Genomic DNA, 16945 nt, shown 5'->3' on the forward strand with positions numbered 1-16945 from the left:
AATCTCCTATCGCATGAGGTAGGCCGGGTACGGTCGAAATTGACGATGGAGCCCGGTGTTTTATGGACATGTTGTGCGCTTCAATATGGAAAGTCCGAGAGGGATCGGTGACGAGCGTAGAGGAATCTTCTTATATTGCAACGTTTATTTGCAACGTTGCAATCAAATTAGGACGTTCAAGGGAGACTTTAAGGCTATGTCTAACAATTGTTTGAGATGTTCGTGCCAAGGGTCTGAAGTTTTTAAGAGATTGTGGACGAGGAATTTTTAGCCATTTTTACTGTCCTGCTTAGCCTCTAATGTTAACATTTGAAATGGATCTTATCAATCTGTCAGCATTAATATATAACTCGAATTGTCGTCTTGATGAGATCAAAAGTTTGGATTAGATGCAATCAATTTAGCATATCGTTGACCAATTAGTTATAAATTATTAAAAGGTACGCTAAGCCATCAATTTATGGGTGGATTGAGTTAATAAACGTCGTAGCGAACGGATTTTTAGGTCTATGACTACATTAATGGATCTTGATAAAATGGGTGTAGGTTCAAGAGATATGAGTTATTGATTGTTGAACTTAAGCCGAACTTGCAGTTATTTCCTAGCTTACATATTAGAGATTGCGATTTAGTACTTTATTCCGTTCTCTTCGATCTAGTGAATGCAATGGATTTTGTTTTGGCTCGTTAGCTTTCAGAGGCTAGGTAGTGGTAGCTGATCGTTAGTCAGACACTTATCGTCAGTATTTGCGAGGTAGCACCGCTATTCTAAGCGGGTATCGCCAGTATAGAGGTAAAACTTCACTTGCTATCGTGTTTATCTAATTTGGATATGGGAGAGATGATAGGACTATAAATTGGGATTATCTATCGTTTCAGCAGCCTCGATTAGTTCGTCAAATATTGACTCTAATGCCTCGTATGGTGCTGATAGATATGGCTTGAAGTTTTGTATATCAATTGAATGTTCCAAAAAATGTGGTTCAAGCGTTTTCATTCGAAGGGGAGTTCTGTATCTATTTGAAAGTAAAAAATCATGGAAGATCGTCTCTTGATCTACTCCGAAACTAAGTTGAATTAGAGCAGCTAAAATACCGGTTCGGTCTTTCCCTGCGGTGCAATGGAAGATCACGTTGTCCTGTTCGTTTGCGATGATTGCGCTTGCAACCCCGAGGAGGTCATCAAGGTGAGTGTCAACGATGGATTGGTACATTTCACACATGTGGTTATCGTCAAGACCAGATAGCTTGCCAGCTAGGATTTCTGGCAAAGCATCGCTTAGATCTGCAATTGTGCTAGTGATCGGTACTTCGATAATTTCGATCTCTGACGACTTCAATAGTCGAGTGGGACTTAATTCGCGTTCTTGATCCCGGCGTAGGTCGTAGATAGTCGAGATCTTTAGCTCGCTCAAGACTTTAAGATCTGATTCAGTTAGATTGGCAAGATTGTCACTTCTAAAATATCGCCGCCAAGGCATATGTATACCTTTGAGACCAGCGTATCCCCCAGCGTCTCTGAAATTTGTGGCACCTTCCAGCTTTATGTGGCGCATGGCTAGCTCTTGGCTCTTGCCGTCACTGAATTCAAAGTTGAAGATCGTCATATGGTCAATCGGTGCTTCAAACTTGAGTTCGATTGATTCGAATTTGGTCAGACTAATTATTTCAGTTGTCATCAATCCAATTTGACCCTGGCGTATGGTTCTTAGCAGTACTTTAGGATCGTCGATGAAGGAAAAGAGTCTAAGGCTATTCTGGTTATTATTGGTGTAATTTTCGTACAGATATACAGAAGTGTTCTGGCTATTGATGATTAGCATTGATCAGCTCTTTCTGTCTAATCTTTTTGACGCCATCCCAACAAGGTGGCTTTATCTTTACTTTCGATCCTAACGCCGAGTTGAGATTTTGGGTGATGTTAGGGGTTGATCACTTGAAAGTGTCGCTGAGGTGGATCTTTGATGGCGCTATGTAACCTTTTGAGATCCTCACCTCCATAGTAGCAAAAAAGAGTTACTTGGTTGTCGATGCCCCCTTTGCGATCCAGAAATAAGGGATAACCCTAAGGCGAGATGTTCTAGGTTATTTAACATTCTTTGGGGATTCGGATCTTGTCGATAAGCGGTTTTACTTCAGTTGGTGGAGGTCGACTACAGAGGGTTAATTGTTGTGCTAGTAGGGCCTATAAAGCGCCAGAGGCGGTGCACGGAGTTCATTTGGCTAGGGACATTAAGAGACAGACCTGTTTGGTCTTCATCCTTAACCGCCAGCCTTTTTTACAAATTGGGCTATTGCTCTACCGACTATATATCGGAGAATTCAGATTGTAAGGTTGGCAATTGTGCGCTGTTGGCTTGTCTGTGATTGGAGTTATTCTCCGATCAAATTGCTTTGGGCAAGACTGGTGAATTGATTTCTTCTTTTTCTTTTCAAAGATGGGTTTTATGGCTGATGCTCGGGTTTAGTGCAGCGTTGGCGTAGATTATCCTCTTCCAGCTGGGAATGCCGATCTTCTTCCTCGCAGTTACGATGGCCTTAGAGATATAGCCTGGCGTAGCGGTGCTCAATTGTTGATTTGATCACGATGTTTTAGGTTTCTGCGCGACCTCTATCACCAAAAGGAGTGCACTGATCGCAATTTTTACGGTTTGAAATGTTTTTCCAGTTTGTAGAAGCCATCGAATTATTGATATTGCTAATTGGATCGCTTGTTAATCTGGGATATAGAAGATTAATGTTAAAGGTAATAGATGTTAATCTTAATTTATTTAAATTATCGACTCATACGTAAGTAGTGCGAAAGATCTTTGTTTTACTTAGGTATTTGAGAATCGTGGATTAAGCAAATGTGATTTAGCTTGATTAGCAATTTGGTATTGTTACCGGTTGATTGTTAACGGGGTTGGGTAAATATGCAACCGTTTTCGAGGTGATTGTCGGAGCGATGCTCGATAGTATTCCAGCAAATGCAGGTAAGGAGACAGATGCAGTTGCGTTGACACAAATAGAGGAGGCGCTCGAAAGGAAGTTGTAGGCGATTATTCGATAACCGTGACCTTGGTGATTATTTAATGATTGCCACAAAAATTGAGCGCTAGCGTTCCGATCGATTTCTATCGTGCCATTTTGATAATAGAGAGATTTGTTGACTGTGTTAGCTGCTTCTGTGGCCGCAACCTCAACTCTATTTTGAAGCTGTGTTTTTGCCATGTAAAGGTAATTTAGATCGATCAACAGTCCCGCGAGGGTGATGGCAACCACAGCAATGGCTGGTGCGAGGATTATGATCGAGCCGCGATCTTCATCTCGGTCACAGAAGGTGGTGGCAGCTGATCTACATAATCTTCGAAGTCGGCTACGTTTCATGGACAGCCCTTCGAGATACCAAGGTTGGACGTGGACGACGACGTAATCGGAATTATGGCGATCAAGGGATTGGAGATAGAGATCGTGAAGGTCTCAAGAGTGCAGCCCCCGTAGGTCATATTGGTATTTACGTTGAGCGTTGAAGATGAGATGCCCAACTGCTGTAGATAGCTGGCCGCTAGGGTAAAGCTTTCGCTCTGGCTCAGAGGCGTTTGTCTTATTTGAGCCGTTCTCACCAAGTTACGCAACGTCTGTGAGATGCCGCTTGAGTATTTCTGGGTTACCGACGTGATCGCGAATATATAGCTGGAGAAGCCGAGAACTATTACTAGCGCGATGATGGCTAGGGCTACATCGATAACGCCCGATTCATCTTTTGCAATTGCATACATTCATTACTCCTCTTTGTTAGTTGGTTATTGTGGCACGTGAGCTTATGGACGAACTGACTATATTTCCGAGGGAAAATATCAACGGAACACTGCACTGTATCGCTACCGTGACGTTCATTGGTGCTTTTGTCGTTTCATTTAGGGCACATTGCTTTGCTAACGACCCGAGATCGGCCTTGGCGGTATCTAGGATCGTTGCTCGGGAAAGATAGCCATTTTGGTAGTCGATTCCGGCAAAGAGTCTTGCAGTATCTTGAGCTACCGCAAGCGAGCGGATACGGGTATCAGCTATCCTGGCCAGGTAGACGATTGCCTGAAGGATCAAGAGTGCGACAAGAATTCCAGCTATCGAACTAATGATTCCCGTACCGCTCTCGGAGGAGATTGCTTGCTTGGGATCTTTCAAGTGAGGTTATTGTCCTAACTTTGCAACTTGGGCATTTATGGTGTTGGTCGCAGTTCCCATGGTTGCTTTGAAGGCAACCCATAGGATTACCCCAAGAAAGGCGAAGATCAGGACCGCTATTGCTGCAGAGACGACGCCTTCTCCGGCTTCGTCAAAGTCGTAGCGATCTCTCCACTGAGAAAGCCAATGAACTCCGTCTCCGACCAAAAGGGTTATTTTGATTATTGTTTGATTTATTAGTGACATAGCGACTCTCAATCTTTTGTGTGCGGTGCATACCTTTGGAAGTTGGTTACTGGAGGCGTTCTGGGCGCGATAGTTTTTCAAAGTTGAATTCGAGAGGTGGTTTACTATCCGCTCACGGTGCGGAGTATTGAGAGGAAAGGAATAAATATCAGGATGATGCCTGGTACCAATGCAGCGATTGTGATTGGAATCCAAATTTTTTGCGAGTTTTTTTCCATTAGGGCGAGTGCTTGACGATGTGCATCGACCCTTTGCGATTGAGCCTCATGTCTGGCAGCCCTAGGTAAGTTTCCGCCCCAAAGTCCGCTCTCTAAGATGATACAAAACCGATGTAGAGAATCTGAATTGAATGTGATCTGTAAGATGGCGAGGGCCTCGGAGAGTTCGACTCCACTGGCGAGGGAGAGATTTAAATCTTCAAACAGTGCTCTGCATGCGATGGTTGAGTTTTTGGACAGCCGTGCTATTGCAGATGTGATTGATAGTCCTGCGGAGAGGTATACAGCCATCTTTTCGATATCCAATGCAAGATTTGCATCGATCGCTTTTGTGATTTTAGCTTTTCGGAGTTGGTCATTTACGACTGGGAATGCTACCGCCAAAGTTAGGCCAGATAAAAAGGCTAAGAACGACAAGACAGAGACCGACCAGGACCTGCTCAGAATTGACAGAACGAACAGTCCTATTGTGGCCAAAGCTATGTGAGGTGTGTAGTTGGCTTTTAGCCATCGACTCCGTGCAGTTAATCCCTCTATGAGATCTTTCGAGGAACTATGGCCTTTCAAATTGATTGAGGGCGCACTTTGTTCTGCTATCCAATGGCGAGAGATTCGTTCTTTGGCGGATCGGTTTTTTTGATAATAAACTGATATGGTGATTCCACCTCCGATGCCCGATGAGATTGTCGCTAATGCAGCTGGAATGGATGGATTCATTCTGGGAGTACCGCCTCTTTTGTCTTTAGAGTTGCATACAGGCGCTTGGGATCCGACAGACGGCTTGCCCAAACCCACGTTGCTATCAAAACCAAAAGCGATAGGACAAGACCGAGTTGACCGAGCGAACTTTGGTAGGGCCCTGTCCCTGCTATTGCGCTTCCTGCGCCAAGCATTCCCAAAGGCACGATTATTACGAAGTATTTTGCGAACCGAACTCCTGCTAGGCGAGCCTCATATTCGCTTTGACGATCCCATTCGGCTTGTCTATCTTCTTGTAAGTCTGAGATCAGTGTCATAAGATCTGACCCTGGAGCGTCTTTGGCGACACTCAGAAGTTCAGTGACTATCGAGGTGCCGCTGTCATTTAGACCCTTGGACAAGATGGCAAGGGCTGAGTCGAAAGAGCCAGTAATTGAGAAGTTCCGTTCGGCTTGGTGAAAAAACTTCGATATCGTGGGCGGCGCTGATTTGCCAGATGAAAAGAGTGCGTTCGGAAGCGGTGCGCCCATTGTGCCGATGCGTAGTTGAAGCTCGGAGAGGATTAGTGGCCAGCTTCTAAGTGCATCAACGCGGATCTTTGTCTCTTTTTTGATCTTTAACCCACGGACACCGCCTAATGCCGTGATCGCAAATACAATCGATCCAAGGATGGGGCTAGAGGACAAGGAGAGGGCAGTTCCGGTTGCAAAGATTGAGAGTGCAAAGATCAAAGAGAGTTCACCCGTGCTAAATGTTGACAGTAGAACGTTGACCTTTTCGACTATTTTTTCCTGGTGACCCTGTTTTCCTTGGGTTTTTTTCGCATTGGAGTGCGCAATTATGACGGTTGATGCACCAATGAAAGCGATCCCGCTGGCTAGAGTCGTCAGCTCCTTTGTGTTAAAGCGTCCTGGATTAATCATTCAAGAGCTCTTCCATGGTAATGTCAATCCCTTTGTTTCTGCTCTTTTGTCTGAGCCTTTGGGGGAGGAGGCCGCTGGGCACCAACTTATTGTCGACAAGTTCAAAGATCGTGGAAGTTGTGAAGGAATTTGAGTCGACTCCACCGTTGGGATCTTCAACCGCCACAATCTCAGTTACTTTGGGGACACCGTCAATTCGATTTGCATAAACCACTAGGTCGACGGCGTCCGAAACCATTTGAGTGACCGCGCTAAAGGGCATTTGGAAGCCTCCGATTTGGATTAGCAGTCTCAGTCGAGAAAGCGCCGCCCGCGCCGAGGTGGCGTGGATGGTCGTATATCCAGGTACCCCTGATGATAGGGTGAGTATGAGAGGTAGCGCCTCTTTGTCTCTAACCTCTCCCACGATCGCAAAGTCTGGTGACATTCGCAAGAAGCCTGCAACTAAAGTTCTAAGGTCGATTCCGTTTCGATCACTTCTTGTGGGTCGGCTTTGGAGATGTGCAACATTGGGCAGTTCAACTAGAGTTTCTAGGACCTCTTCGGCGATGGTAACTCTCGTCTCAGGTGGCAACTCACCTACCAAAGTCCCCAAAAGTGTAGTTTTGCCGGATCCTGGTGGCCCCGCAAAGATAATGGTCGATCTGGCCTCTTGCGCTTTCAATAGAAAGCGAGCAGCAGAAGCTGAGAGCATCTGCCGTTTGATCAGCTCTGATATATTACGAATTGGCAGGCCCGTAAATTTCCGGATATTTACGATAAGTGACCCTTCTTTGGTAAGGTCGGGATGCACTATGTGTAACCTGGCGCCCTGGGCTAATTGCACGTCTTGGAGACCATCAGCTGGTTCTAGCTTGCGCTGATTTAGGCCATTTTCCGAGAGAATTCGCGCGATAGTTCTTCGCAGGTGCTCTGGGTCATGAAAGCTTTCATGGTGGAAAGTGGTTCCTCTGCCATGTCGTCGAATGAAGATTGAATCGTGGGCGTTGATCATGATCTCCCAAACAGAATCGTCGGCGAGAAGGCTATCAATCGGGCCATAGCCAACAATGTTGGATTCAATCCGTCCCGATATATGCCGCTTAGAGTCGTCAGTTAATGGTCTGTGCGAGTTTCGCTGTTGCCAAAGGTCGATCTCTTGGTTTATGATCCCTACCAGCCTCGGGCGATTTGAGACTATCGTGACGTCAATATCGTTCTCATGTGCAATGAGTTGAACTGATCGCTCGATCTCCTGTAGTGGAGTTTGGGTGCTTATTATTGTCAATTTATAACTCCCTGAATAAGATCCCAAGGATCCAAATGTTCTCCTAGCGGGAACCCGGAGATCCTGGATGGTTCATTTTGGATCTGACATCTAGCGATGATCGTGCCGACATCGACGATTTTTCGGGACCAAGTTTTAGATCAAAAGGGGATTTAACCGATAGATTTAGCATCGAACAGAGTTTTGGCTTGTGCAAGTCTTCTTATTTGCTCAAGTTGTCATTTTTGGCCGTGCGGTTTTTCAATAGAGATCAAGGAGAAAACTGGCTTTTCTGTTTTGAAGCTTGTGGATATACGCCTTGATGACGCTTGGACCCTGTCCGGTCGATTCGAAAATTGATATCAACCAAGCATGATTCACAGTGACTGGAGCGACCTGCTTTGTTGATTACTTAAATATATATCAAACAAGTCCGATAAAGGGTGTTAACATTCGAAATAACTCAAAAAATTTTAGTGATAGATCAAGAGTTTGTTTAGTTGCATGTAACATGCAACTAAAATAAGATAAAAACATATAATTAGGAGCATTATGAAGATTGTTGATAAAGCACCTGAACCAGGTGGTGACGGTCAATCTAAGCAAGAACGGCGTTACCAATGGATGGTTCTCTCCAACACAACTTTGGGCGTCTTTATGGCTTTTTTAAATTCGTCCATCGTAATAATTGCACTTCCTGCAATCTTTAGAGGAATCAAGCTCAACCCCTTGGCGCCTAGTAACGTAAGTTATCTTCTTTGGATGCTTCTTGGATTCTCGGTCGCCTCTGCTGTTCTGGTGGTTTCGCTAGGTCGATTGGGTGATATTCTCGGACGAGTACGCCTTTATACTTTGGGCTTTCTAATCTTTACCCTGGGATCTATTGCCTTAGTGGTGACTCCAGGTAGCGGATCCAGTGCGGCCCTTTACCTTATAATTATGCGAGTCGTCCAAGGAATTGGTGGCGCACTTCTCTTTGCGAATTCAAATGCAATCTTGGCGGATGCTTTCCCGCCATCGCGCCGGGGTACGGCACTTGGAATTAATCAAGTTGCCGGTCTCTCTGGAGCTTTCCTTGGTCTGATTGTGGGCGGTCTTTTGGCGGATGTCAATTGGAGGCTCGTCTTTGGTGTCTCGGTCCCATTTGGTATTTTTGGAACCGTTTGGGCATATTATAAGTTGAAGTCTTCGGCACCGCGTAGACAGATCAAGATTGACTATCTAGGTTCAGGCCTCTTTGCAGGTGGCCTCATTTTGATCCTCATCGCGATCACATACGGAATTCAGCCTGCCCCTGGCCACACAATGTCATGGGCAACTCCGACGATTCTGGCAGAGTTTGCAGCTGGATTCATCTTGCTCGGTCTATTTTTCTACACCGAGACCAAGGTTGAAAATCCCATGCTTCAGATCTCGCTCTTTAAGATTAGAGCTTTCGCGGCTGGAAACGCCGCGAACCTGATGGCAGCTATTGGACGAGGTGGCCTTCAATTTATGCTGATCCTGTGGTTGCAAGGGATCTGGTTGCCGCTGCACGGCTATAGCTTTGCCCGCACCCCTCTGTGGGCCGGTATCTACATGTTGCCTCTTACTGTAGGGTTTTTGGTAGCCGGGCCGGTTTCAGGCTTCCTTTCAGATCGCTTTGGCGCGAGGTTATTTGCGACGCTGGGAATGTTGGTGGCCGCGATCTCTTTTTTCCTTCTGATTCTTCTTCCGACCAACTTCACTTACTGGGTCTTCGCGCCAATTCTGGTCTTAAATGGGATCGGATTTGGCCTCTTTGCGGCCCCCAATAGCTCGGCGGTAATGAATAGTGTGCCAGCTAACGCTAGAGGGACTGCCTCTGGGATGTTGGCTACTTTGACCAACACGGGGCAGGTGCTTTCAATCGGTATATTCTTCTCCCTTATGATTGCCGGAATATCCTCGACCCTGCCTGGTCAGCTATATTCGGGGTTGAGAAGTTCGGGAGTCGGTATTCATAAGGCGGCATACATCGCGCACCTGCCCGCAGTCGCCTCATTGTTTGGCGCATTTTTAGGATTCAATCCTATAAAGACGCTTCTCGGCTCCTCGCTGTCAAGTCTGCCTGCTCACACCGTTGCAACGCTAACTGCTAAGAGTTACTTTCCGACCTTGATATCCAACTCCTTTAAGCATGGAATTACTATCGCCTTTAGCTTTGCTCTTGCACTATGTTTATTCAGTGCCATTGCGTCGTGGATGCGAGGTTCGACCTTCGTTCATGAGGATGCACATAATGATTTGAATGATGAGCCAAAGCCTGTTCAATAAAGATCCTCTTCAAAAAAGACGAGAACTTACCCATTTCTCATTGACTACACAACGATCTAAAAGGAGCGTGGTCAATGAGAAATGGCTTTGTTTTTTTGCTTTGTGGTGCATTTGTCTTCATGATCACATGAGCCGATGGTGAGGACCCTGGGCATTTAGCTCTGAGGAGAATCATCGATATTGATTCTCACAATAGCGAAAAATCTAGTTGCTAGAGGACTTTAGACGAACTTTCATCGTTACTATGGGATCTGTCCTTCTTGGATTCTAGATTGGAGTATCTCGTGCGATCGTTTTACTGTGGAGATGGTGAAATATGAACTTCGAAGATCTGCCTGTTGTGGATCCTAGGGTTGCACAGGTGCCTTTTGGCTCTATGGAAACGGTGACCGAAATTGGACCGAATGCGATACGAATTGTCGCACCAAATGCATCGCCAATGACTCTAGATGGAACCAATACCTATCTTTTGGTGGGCGACAAATTGTCCACATTTATCGTAGACCCAGGCCCTTCGACGCTGGAGCACCTCTTGGAGGTAAAGGGAGTAATCGAGAAAAAGGGGCTTGATCCACGTGGCATTCTTTTGACCCATGGTCACTTTGATCACTCTGAAGCAACCAAGGCTTTCGGCTTAGAATTTGAAGTACCTGTCTATGGGAATGGCCACCTAGATGATTTGGAGATGATACACCTTTCAGATAATGACTCCATCGAACTTGATTCGTCCAAGGTGATAGCACTTGGCACTCCGGGCCACACCGGGGACCATCTTTGTTTTCTTCTACCTGATGGAGAGCTCCTAACCGGTGATCACATTCTTGGCAGGGGTACCTCGGTGGTGGCCGCTCCAGATGGTGACCTCGAAAGCTACATCGGATCATTGATCAAGGTTTACGACTTGGATCGACGTCATCTTTTACCTGGTCATGGACCAGACCTAACCTCTGAGATATCCAAAGAGGTCGTAGGGTATTACCTGAGTCATCGCATGTTGAGGTTGAAGCAAGTTCTATTTTCTTTTGACGAAAATCCAAAAGATGTCAAGGATGTTGTCAGAGGAATATATGGTGATTCGGTCCCGGAATCACTTTTTTTTGCAGCCGAACTTTCCACCCGGGCCTCGGTTGTCGCACTCTTAGAAGGTGGCCATTTGAGAGCTGTTGGCTCAGGGGGCTACATACGCAATGAGGCATCTGATTTTGATATGACTCTCTTTTTGAAGGGGTGATTTGTCGGGCGACTTCTTATTTTGACGGTTCAATTGATTCCATCACTGGCGAGCTCTCCAGGCATTATTCGCCGCAAATTGACCTTAGGTTCGGACTTTGTTTGTTTGGGAGTATCTTCACGTGCAAGCCATGACATCAGGGGTTGATATAACCCTTTGGGAAGTGGTCTAATCGATTCATGAATTGACTCTAAATTGCGCTCAAATCCGCAGGTAAAGATCTTTAGTGCAGCATTATCGGGGCTGACTTTAAGGTTTCGTCTTGATTTTGAGGTATTAGGTTCGTTGTGGAGGATGAATTCACTGCAAACCTGGTTGCAGAGTCGTTCCAATTGAGAATGCTGAGGATTCGAGGAGCGTCGAATGGTTCGATTGGATTTGCAGACTACTAAGGCAATGCAAGCAATGGGCGTCCCAAGCGATAAGACTCGATGGAGTAACCGGAGGGCTCCATGAATTCCTCGCAGGTCTTCGCTAAGTGTGATTATTACACGGTCAGCTAAGGCGAGCGCCACTTCACTTCCAAGGACCGTTGGATCTGGATCTACGGCGTCGACGATCCGAGGAGCACGAATCTTATTGTCGATGTCAAACACCACGTAGTTGAACTCCTCTGTAACTTTATCGATCAAACTCCTTAGGTCGTTCTCTCGTGCTGCCAAGGTATCTTCTTGCCGCTTGGTTCCAACGATCATTACATAGCGCCGTTCTAGACACTGGATATAAAAGTTTCGCAGATAGGTAGCAGTGAGCTCAGACTTTCGCGCGCCAACCATTAATTCGCCGAGGCCAGGGTGGGCGCGATCGACGTCGTGGTACATTCCGATGTCACCATCGGCTTTCATATCGATCAAGAGCGTCGAATCCATTTGGGCTAACGCTTGAGCGATCGCCATTGAAGTCGTAGATGCCCCAGACCCGCCTACGCCAAGGACCGCAAACGTTCTTGATTGGGGTTGTGGCTTTTGCTCTATTGGATTTGTGGTATTTGCGAAGTTGTATAGCTCTCCTTCGTAGTCAAAGCTATCTATTTCTGTTGGATTGAAGTTGGATTCATGTAAGATCGGATTGAATTGTTCCTGGTTGATTGTTTGACTCTCCAGCCCCTCTAAGAAGCTCTGCTCGTCAAATCCTAGGTGAAGATCGCTCAAGTCAATAAAAGGATCGCTATCTGGGGTCTCGGGTGGTTCTGGAGTTTTTGGCGCTTCTGTTTTTGGCGAGTTTTTTTTAGAGATAGGTTCTATCGCGCCATTGAACTCCTCGACACTAAAGGGGTAGCAAAGGTAGTTACTAGATCCTTCGATCACTTTTTGGGGATTTGGGGTCGTTCCGATCTTGATTGCCTTGATATTGTGTGCCTTGGCAATTTCGTAGATTGAGATCAATTGTTCGCTGGCATTTGAATCGACCAGGATTGCCACGACCAAGGCTTTGGCTTGAAGGTACTCTATGACCTCCTGCGTTGACATTGCTACCGCAAGGTCAACGTCTACGACCGATCCATTACACCATCGACTTAACTCTCTTAGCCAAGCGTGGGTTCCACTTAAGATAGCGATTACTGTTGGTCGGTTGTTAGGGGACGTTATGGATGGTGAATGTCCGTCTTCCATTATTCCTTCTTTGGGGTATAAGCGTCTTTGTTCTTTTGATTGCTAAAGTCTTATCCTGCGAAGTTGACCGCATAGGTTCCTGGGTCATTTGGAGGATTGACTTGGTTCGCGAGATCAATTGAAACTGTCTGAGATGCGGTTCCATTTGCAATTGCTAATGCCGTCATTGAATCTGGGACAGCAACGGTGATGGTAATAGGTGCGTTGGTTGGGGCAGATACGCCTGTTTGAATGGCTGAAAGCGCTTCTACCACGAGGTTTCGCCCCAACACGGTCGTCACCGCAGAGGTGCCTTGCCCAGCGGTGCCATAGATGTCTATGCGATCGCCAGTAACGATTTCGCCATTTAATGCTCTCGATATGGGGATGGCAAATGAGATTAGCCTCTTTTGATTCCCCGACTTGGAGGCGACTACTTCGCCCGGTGACACTGTTTGGCCCGATTCTATAGAATAAAGAGTCCGTCGGCCAATAATTCCGGCTTCGGCAAGGGTTGGTGTCGGCGCACCAACAGTATTTGCTGATGTCACCCGAGCAACAGAAAGGTCACCAGCTGATACGATCTGGCCAGGTAGGATTTGGCGATTAGCAATTGTGATATATCCAACGGTGGTACCAGCTGTTGAGGTGGAGGTAATGGCTTTCAGCGCGAGGCCGACGCCTAGGATCGAGAGAAGAATGCCAACATTTCGATAGATATTGCGAGGTTTCCAACTGGCCTTGTTTGGGCTGGAGCTCAGACCGAGTCTTATATTTCGCTTCGGAAGTGTTTTCAAAGGGGTTTTTCCTTGAGTAAGCGCTCGATTTGAGCGTACGTCTCAATGAGGCCTAGTAGGCAATTTGAAAAATGAAGCAAAATCGTTATATTGACGTCAATATTTACGATATCTTAGAATAGCATAGTTGTTTGATATCTTTCAAAATAACATGATAAATTGTAAGAGCAGAGAAATTGATGTTTCCGCCCGATTTGTTACGAATTGCTTAGCGCCACCCACAAAACTTGCGTAGATCAAAGTGGAACCGAATTCTCCAATAACGAGTTGGTAACTAGATCACCACTTACGAGGAGGTAATTATAATGGCAGTTCACCGAAAAGCTTATGAGGCTATCGACTGGATGTCCTCAAAGGAGGCCTCTGAGTATTTAGGGGTCAGTCTTCAAACTTTGTATAGATTTATTGATTCGGGGTCGCTCACCGCCTACTTTATGGGTCGTGTCATTCGACTTAAATACAAGGACGTTGTGGAGTTCTTGGAGGGCCAAAGAATTGGCAGGGGTACGCTACATTCCATCCTCGAGGAGTCTCAGTAGTTAGTCTCAGTAGTCAGTAGTCAAGAGTCTCGGTAACGAAGAGTCTCGGTAATATCGCCCAAGTCACAGCCTTAGCTCCCTAGAAAATTTTCTTATGGTCAATGTGATCGCTAAGTTTATTTTGCCAATTTTGTGGTAGTCGAAGCGCCAATCAAACTCTCACTCTGATTCGAGCAACAAGTATTGCTGTCTATTAGGGAAATATTTATCTTTGGCTATTTTCTTTTCGAAAGATCTGTTCGCTTAAAATTGAGTTCAAAGTGCTGGGTAAACTCCAATTTGTCCCAGCAATCTTCTCCAAGCAGACATAGCCTCATTTTGACTATGGCCTTCTTATTGAGATCGTTCCAAGTGCTGCCAATGGGAAGATCGTCCTAAATATGGCGATTTCATTTAGTTTTTCTAGAAAGATCAGATCCTCGCCGACTCCGGCGAAGTTGTATAGAGCTTTATGGTTGTTATGCAGTAGCGTAATTTCGAGCTTTGAACCAAGAGGAAGATGCCTATCCAAATAGGCGAGGATTGAAAATTGGGCCTGAACATCAGGACTCTTACTTTTTTTTAGCGCGAGATCAAAACGCTCCTTGAAGGTTACCTCTGAGATCGCACCGAAGGTTATGAGCACTACATCCCTTTGGCCAGTAGAAACATCTTTCTCAATTATCACGGCGTCGCTGAGAACTTTGGCGACTATTCCGGTAATCCGTATGCCCGAAATGGACTGAATGTATATCTCAGTTTGACTACGGGATAAGTTTTCTAAAGCTTTTTTCGTGTCAAGAGGAGCTCTAGCGACCTCCGAAAACGGTGTCTTTTGTGCGCCATAGAGGTTCCGCTCTGCTAGGACTTCATTCATTGCCCATCGATCCAGGGCCGACGTGGGGTTGTCTAGAAAATCTTCCAACTGAATCGATCTACTTTCTCTCCAAGAAATTCATACGGGATGCAGGGGGTTTATCGCAAGTTTTGCGATGTGAGATTTGGAGGCGATTTTGGTCGCAATTAGTTGGCGATGAAGCCTAGGCAGGCTTCTTGGTTTAACAACTCGTCTCGTTCTCGTAACGAACCAAGACTTTGCTTTCAAGTTAACCACAATATAATAACTTAATCTCGGATCCGAGAGGGGGCCGTTGGCCGCTTATTTTTGGAATTACATTGTTAGTGAAGTTACCTGGTCTATCATCCCAGCCAACTCTGACTTGTGACCATAGTGTGAAGATGGTCCTTCCTCGTGATAGCATAAGTAGGTGTAGATCATTTAGGAAGGCGATCTTTTCTTGAAATTTGTTAGCGTGGAGTCTCACCTTTGTCAATGACCGACGCAGTGGTGGTCTTCGTCCCGAGCAATAATCTAATGGCGGGGCTATTGGGACAGGGCGATAAGTTCCTTAGGATGTTGGAAGCGGCATTTCCGAACTCTCTGGTGCACGTCAGAGGGAATCAAATTACGATCGATGGCCCGGATGCAGGTTTATTATCCAAGCTATTTCGCGAATGGGTGGTTCTTTTGGAAGCCGGAGAGGTTCTTGATGAGAATGCCGTGTTGCGTACAATCGATATGATAAGCGCCGATGTCAATCCATCTGAGGTGTTGACGACCAAGATAGTAAAGTCTTCGCGAGGAAAATACGTAAAGCCCAAGACTGCTGGCCAAAAGAGATACTCAGATGCTATAGCGGCAAATACCATAACTTTTGGTGTTGGACCAGCTGGAACTGGCAAAAGTTATTTGGCCGTGGCGCAGGCCGTTCAAGCTTTGCAAGAGAAGTCGGTCAATCGAATTATCCTAACTCGACCTGCGGTTGAGGCGGGGGAACGCCTTGGATTTCTGCCGGGTGACCTCATGGCAAAGGTGGATCCCTACCTCCGCCCTCTCTATGATGCACTCTATGATATGTTGGACACAGAAACCGTTCTGAGGCTTATTGAGCGTTCAACAATAGAGATCGCTCCGCTTGCCTTCATGCGAGGTAGAACTCTAAATTCCAGTTTTATAATCCTAGATGAAGCTCAAAACACCACGCCAGAGCAGATGAAGATGTTCCTAACTCGAATCGGTTTTGGCTCCAAGGCGGTAATCACTGGTGATGTTACTCAGGTTGATATTGCGGGAGGACGTTCTGGGCTACTCGGCCTGGAGAGCTTATTGAGCGGGATCGAAGGAATTGCGTTCGTACATTTAGGTCGCCAAGATGTGGTTCGGCATAAGATAGTTTCTGATATCGTAGCCGCCTATGAAAAGGCTACTCCTCCACCGAATCTAAGGTAGAATGTAGTTCTTTTAAGAGACCTTACACCTCTTGGCCTACATGGACGTTTTATCCAAAGAGTAGGCTGTCTGGATAGGTTTGTGGTTGCCTTCCGAGCTATTTGTGCTGAGCATTTCTAATTTGCTCTTGACGAAATGTTGTTATCGTGGCTCCTGCAAAGTTTAGTGGAAGCCTTTCGATACATAGGGTTAGTTAGAGTGACGATTATTGTATATTCGGTCGATGCGCAGCAAGACTCGTCGCTGGACCCTACTGTTTGGGGAGAGCTGACAAGAGAGGTCTTGCTCGCAAGCGGTGTTAGCGGAAATGCCGAGTGTTACCTATCATTTGTAAGTCCACAAGAGATCGCCAAGTTGAATATGGAGTATATGGGAAAACAGGGTCCCACTGATGTTCTTTCGTTTCCAGTAAGTTTTGAAGTGGAGATATCGGCTGAGATTCCTCGTATTCTAGGTGAGATATATATCTGTTGCGATGTGGCACGTGAAAATTCTCAAGAACACCAAGATGATCTTCATGATGGTAGTCTTGAAGATGAATTGGCTCTTTTAGTGGTACATGGCGTATTGCATCTTTCTGGAATGGATCATGAGATAGAAGAAGAGGCAGAGGTCATGGAAGCTCGTGAACGTGACCTACTTAATGACTTTTATTATTCCAAGAAGTTGAAACATTGAGCAGATCGATAGACCTAGTTGAAGACCTAGATAAAAGGGGCGGAAG

16 protein-coding genes are annotated in these 16945 nt (G+C 45.9%); 5 read left to right on the forward strand and 11 right to left on the reverse strand.

All coding sequences use genetic code 11. The features are described from left to right. Positions 1-850: 850 nt before the first annotated feature. From AXFE_RS12790 to AXFE_RS12825, 8 genes are all read right to left on the reverse strand, one after another. Positions 851-1822: a tyrosine-protein phosphatase gene (locus AXFE_RS12790; protein WP_052606352.1), complete on the reverse strand. Its 972-nt coding sequence runs from the start codon at positions 1820-1822 to the stop codon at positions 851-853. 1042 nt (positions 1823-2864) lie between these two features. After that, complete coding sequence (locus AXFE_RS12795) at positions 2865-3368, reverse strand: pilus assembly protein TadG-related protein (protein WP_052606353.1); 504 nt, start codon at positions 3366-3368, stop codon at positions 2865-2867. Beyond that, positions 3365-3760, reverse strand: coding sequence for a hypothetical protein (locus AXFE_RS12800; RefSeq protein ID WP_052606354.1), 396 nt, complete (start codon positions 3758-3760; stop codon positions 3365-3367). Before AXFE_RS12800 ends, AXFE_RS12795 begins: the two co-directional genes overlap by 4 nt. Before the next feature lie 16 nt (positions 3761-3776). Continuing rightward, positions 3777-4166 (reverse strand): hypothetical protein, encoded by a 390-nt coding sequence (locus AXFE_RS12805; protein WP_052606355.1) that lies wholly within the window; start codon positions 4164-4166, stop codon positions 3777-3779. Positions 4167-4172: 6 nt separating this feature from the next. Next, entirely contained in the window at positions 4173-4412 is a 240-nt protein-coding gene (locus tag AXFE_RS12810) for a hypothetical protein (protein ID WP_052606356.1), read from the reverse strand. 104 nt (positions 4413-4516) lie between these two features. Beyond that, on the reverse strand, positions 4517-5347 hold the full coding sequence (locus AXFE_RS12815) for a type II secretion system F family protein (RefSeq protein ID WP_052606357.1): 831 nt from the start codon (positions 5345-5347) through the stop codon (positions 4517-4519). Beyond that, a complete protein-coding gene (locus AXFE_RS12820) occupies positions 5344-6252 on the reverse strand; it encodes a hypothetical protein (RefSeq protein ID WP_052606358.1) in 909 nt (302 codons plus the stop codon). The genes AXFE_RS12815 and AXFE_RS12820 overlap by 4 nt, the downstream gene beginning before the upstream one ends. After that, positions 6245-7519, reverse strand: coding sequence for a CpaF family protein (locus AXFE_RS12825; protein WP_152626082.1), 1275 nt, complete (start codon positions 7517-7519; stop codon positions 6245-6247). Before AXFE_RS12825 ends, AXFE_RS12820 begins: the two co-directional genes overlap by 8 nt. Before the next feature lie 531 nt (positions 7520-8050). Between AXFE_RS12825 and AXFE_RS12835 the strand changes: the two genes are divergently transcribed. Together AXFE_RS12835 and AXFE_RS12840 are read left to right on the forward strand one after the other, a co-directional pair. After that, complete coding sequence (locus AXFE_RS12835; protein WP_052606361.1) at positions 8051-9793, forward strand: MFS transporter; 1743 nt, start codon at positions 8051-8053, stop codon at positions 9791-9793. 316 nt (positions 9794-10109) lie between these two features. Further along, on the forward strand, positions 10110-11024 hold the full coding sequence (locus tag AXFE_RS12840) for an MBL fold metallo-hydrolase (protein WP_052606362.1): 915 nt from the start codon (positions 10110-10112) through the stop codon (positions 11022-11024). 29 nt (positions 11025-11053) lie between these two features. Here AXFE_RS12840 and AXFE_RS12845 read toward each other — a convergent pair whose 3' ends face one another. Both AXFE_RS12845 and AXFE_RS12850 read right to left on the reverse strand, forming a co-directional pair. Then, entirely contained in the window at positions 11054-12637 is a 1584-nt protein-coding gene (locus tag AXFE_RS12845; RefSeq protein WP_052606363.1) for an AAA family ATPase, read from the reverse strand. A gap of 50 nt (positions 12638-12687) precedes the next feature. After that, complete coding sequence (locus AXFE_RS12850; RefSeq protein ID WP_052606364.1) at positions 12688-13413, reverse strand: CpaB family protein; 726 nt, start codon at positions 13411-13413, stop codon at positions 12688-12690. 305 nt (positions 13414-13718) lie between these two features. On the opposite strand from AXFE_RS12850, the gene AXFE_RS12855 reads away from it, so the two are divergent. Further along, a complete protein-coding gene (locus tag AXFE_RS12855; protein WP_052606365.1) occupies positions 13719-13952 on the forward strand; it encodes a helix-turn-helix domain-containing protein in 234 nt (77 codons plus the stop codon). A gap of 322 nt (positions 13953-14274) precedes the next feature. Here AXFE_RS12855 and AXFE_RS12860 read toward each other — a convergent pair whose 3' ends face one another. Continuing rightward, on the reverse strand, positions 14275-14856 hold the full coding sequence (locus tag AXFE_RS12860) for a hypothetical protein (RefSeq protein ID WP_052606366.1): 582 nt from the start codon (positions 14854-14856) through the stop codon (positions 14275-14277). Positions 14857-15264: 408 nt separating this feature from the next. On the opposite strand from AXFE_RS12860, the gene AXFE_RS12865 reads away from it, so the two are divergent. Both AXFE_RS12865 and ybeY read left to right on the forward strand, forming a co-directional pair. Then, the gene (locus AXFE_RS12865) at positions 15265-16221 is read left to right on the forward strand and encodes a PhoH family protein (RefSeq protein ID WP_052606367.1); all 957 of its coding nucleotides are present in this window, start codon (positions 15265-15267) and stop codon (positions 16219-16221) included. Positions 16222-16419: 198 nt separating this feature from the next. Next, on the forward strand, positions 16420-16899 hold the full coding sequence (gene ybeY / locus AXFE_RS12870) for an rRNA maturation RNase YbeY (RefSeq protein ID WP_052606368.1): 480 nt from the start codon (positions 16420-16422) through the stop codon (positions 16897-16899). Positions 16900-16945 lie beyond the last annotated feature (46 nt).

The organism is Acidithrix ferrooxidans (assembly GCF_000949295.1).
Classification (GTDB): Bacteria; Actinomycetota; Acidimicrobiia; order Acidimicrobiales; family Acidimicrobiaceae; genus Acidithrix; species Acidithrix ferrooxidans.

What these genes read in the sequence shown, in the direction of transcription:
- AXFE_RS12790 (WP_052606352.1), bottom strand. Translation starts at nt 1,822, where the DNA reads ATGCTAATCATCAATAGCCAGAACACTTCTGTATATCTGTACGAAAAT.
- AXFE_RS12795 (WP_052606353.1), bottom strand. Translation starts at nt 3,368, where the DNA reads ATGAAACGTAGCCGACTTCGAAGATTATGTAGATCAGCTGCCACCACC.
- AXFE_RS12800 (WP_052606354.1), bottom strand. Translation starts at nt 3,760, where the DNA reads ATGTATGCAATTGCAAAAGATGAATCGGGCGTTATCGATGTAGCCCTA.
- AXFE_RS12810 (WP_052606356.1), bottom strand. Translation starts at nt 4,412, where the DNA reads ATGTCACTAATAAATCAAACAATAATCAAAATAACCCTTTTGGTCGGA.
- AXFE_RS12815 (WP_052606357.1), bottom strand. Translation starts at nt 5,347, where the DNA reads ATGAATCCATCCATTCCAGCTGCATTAGCGACAATCTCATCGGGCATC.
- AXFE_RS12820 (WP_052606358.1), bottom strand. Translation starts at nt 6,252, where the DNA reads ATGATTAATCCAGGACGCTTTAACACAAAGGAGCTGACGACTCTAGCC.
- AXFE_RS12835 (WP_052606361.1), top strand. Translation starts at nt 8,051, where the DNA reads ATGAAGATTGTTGATAAAGCACCTGAACCAGGTGGTGACGGTCAATCT.
- AXFE_RS12840 (WP_052606362.1), top strand. Translation starts at nt 10,110, where the DNA reads ATGAACTTCGAAGATCTGCCTGTTGTGGATCCTAGGGTTGCACAGGTG.
- AXFE_RS12845 (WP_052606363.1), bottom strand. Translation starts at nt 12,637, where the DNA reads ATGGAAGACGGACATTCACCATCCATAACGTCCCCTAACAACCGACCA.
- AXFE_RS12855 (WP_052606365.1), top strand. Translation starts at nt 13,719, where the DNA reads ATGGCAGTTCACCGAAAAGCTTATGAGGCTATCGACTGGATGTCCTCA.
- AXFE_RS12865 (WP_052606367.1), top strand. Translation starts at nt 15,265, where the DNA reads ATGACCGACGCAGTGGTGGTCTTCGTCCCGAGCAATAATCTAATGGCG.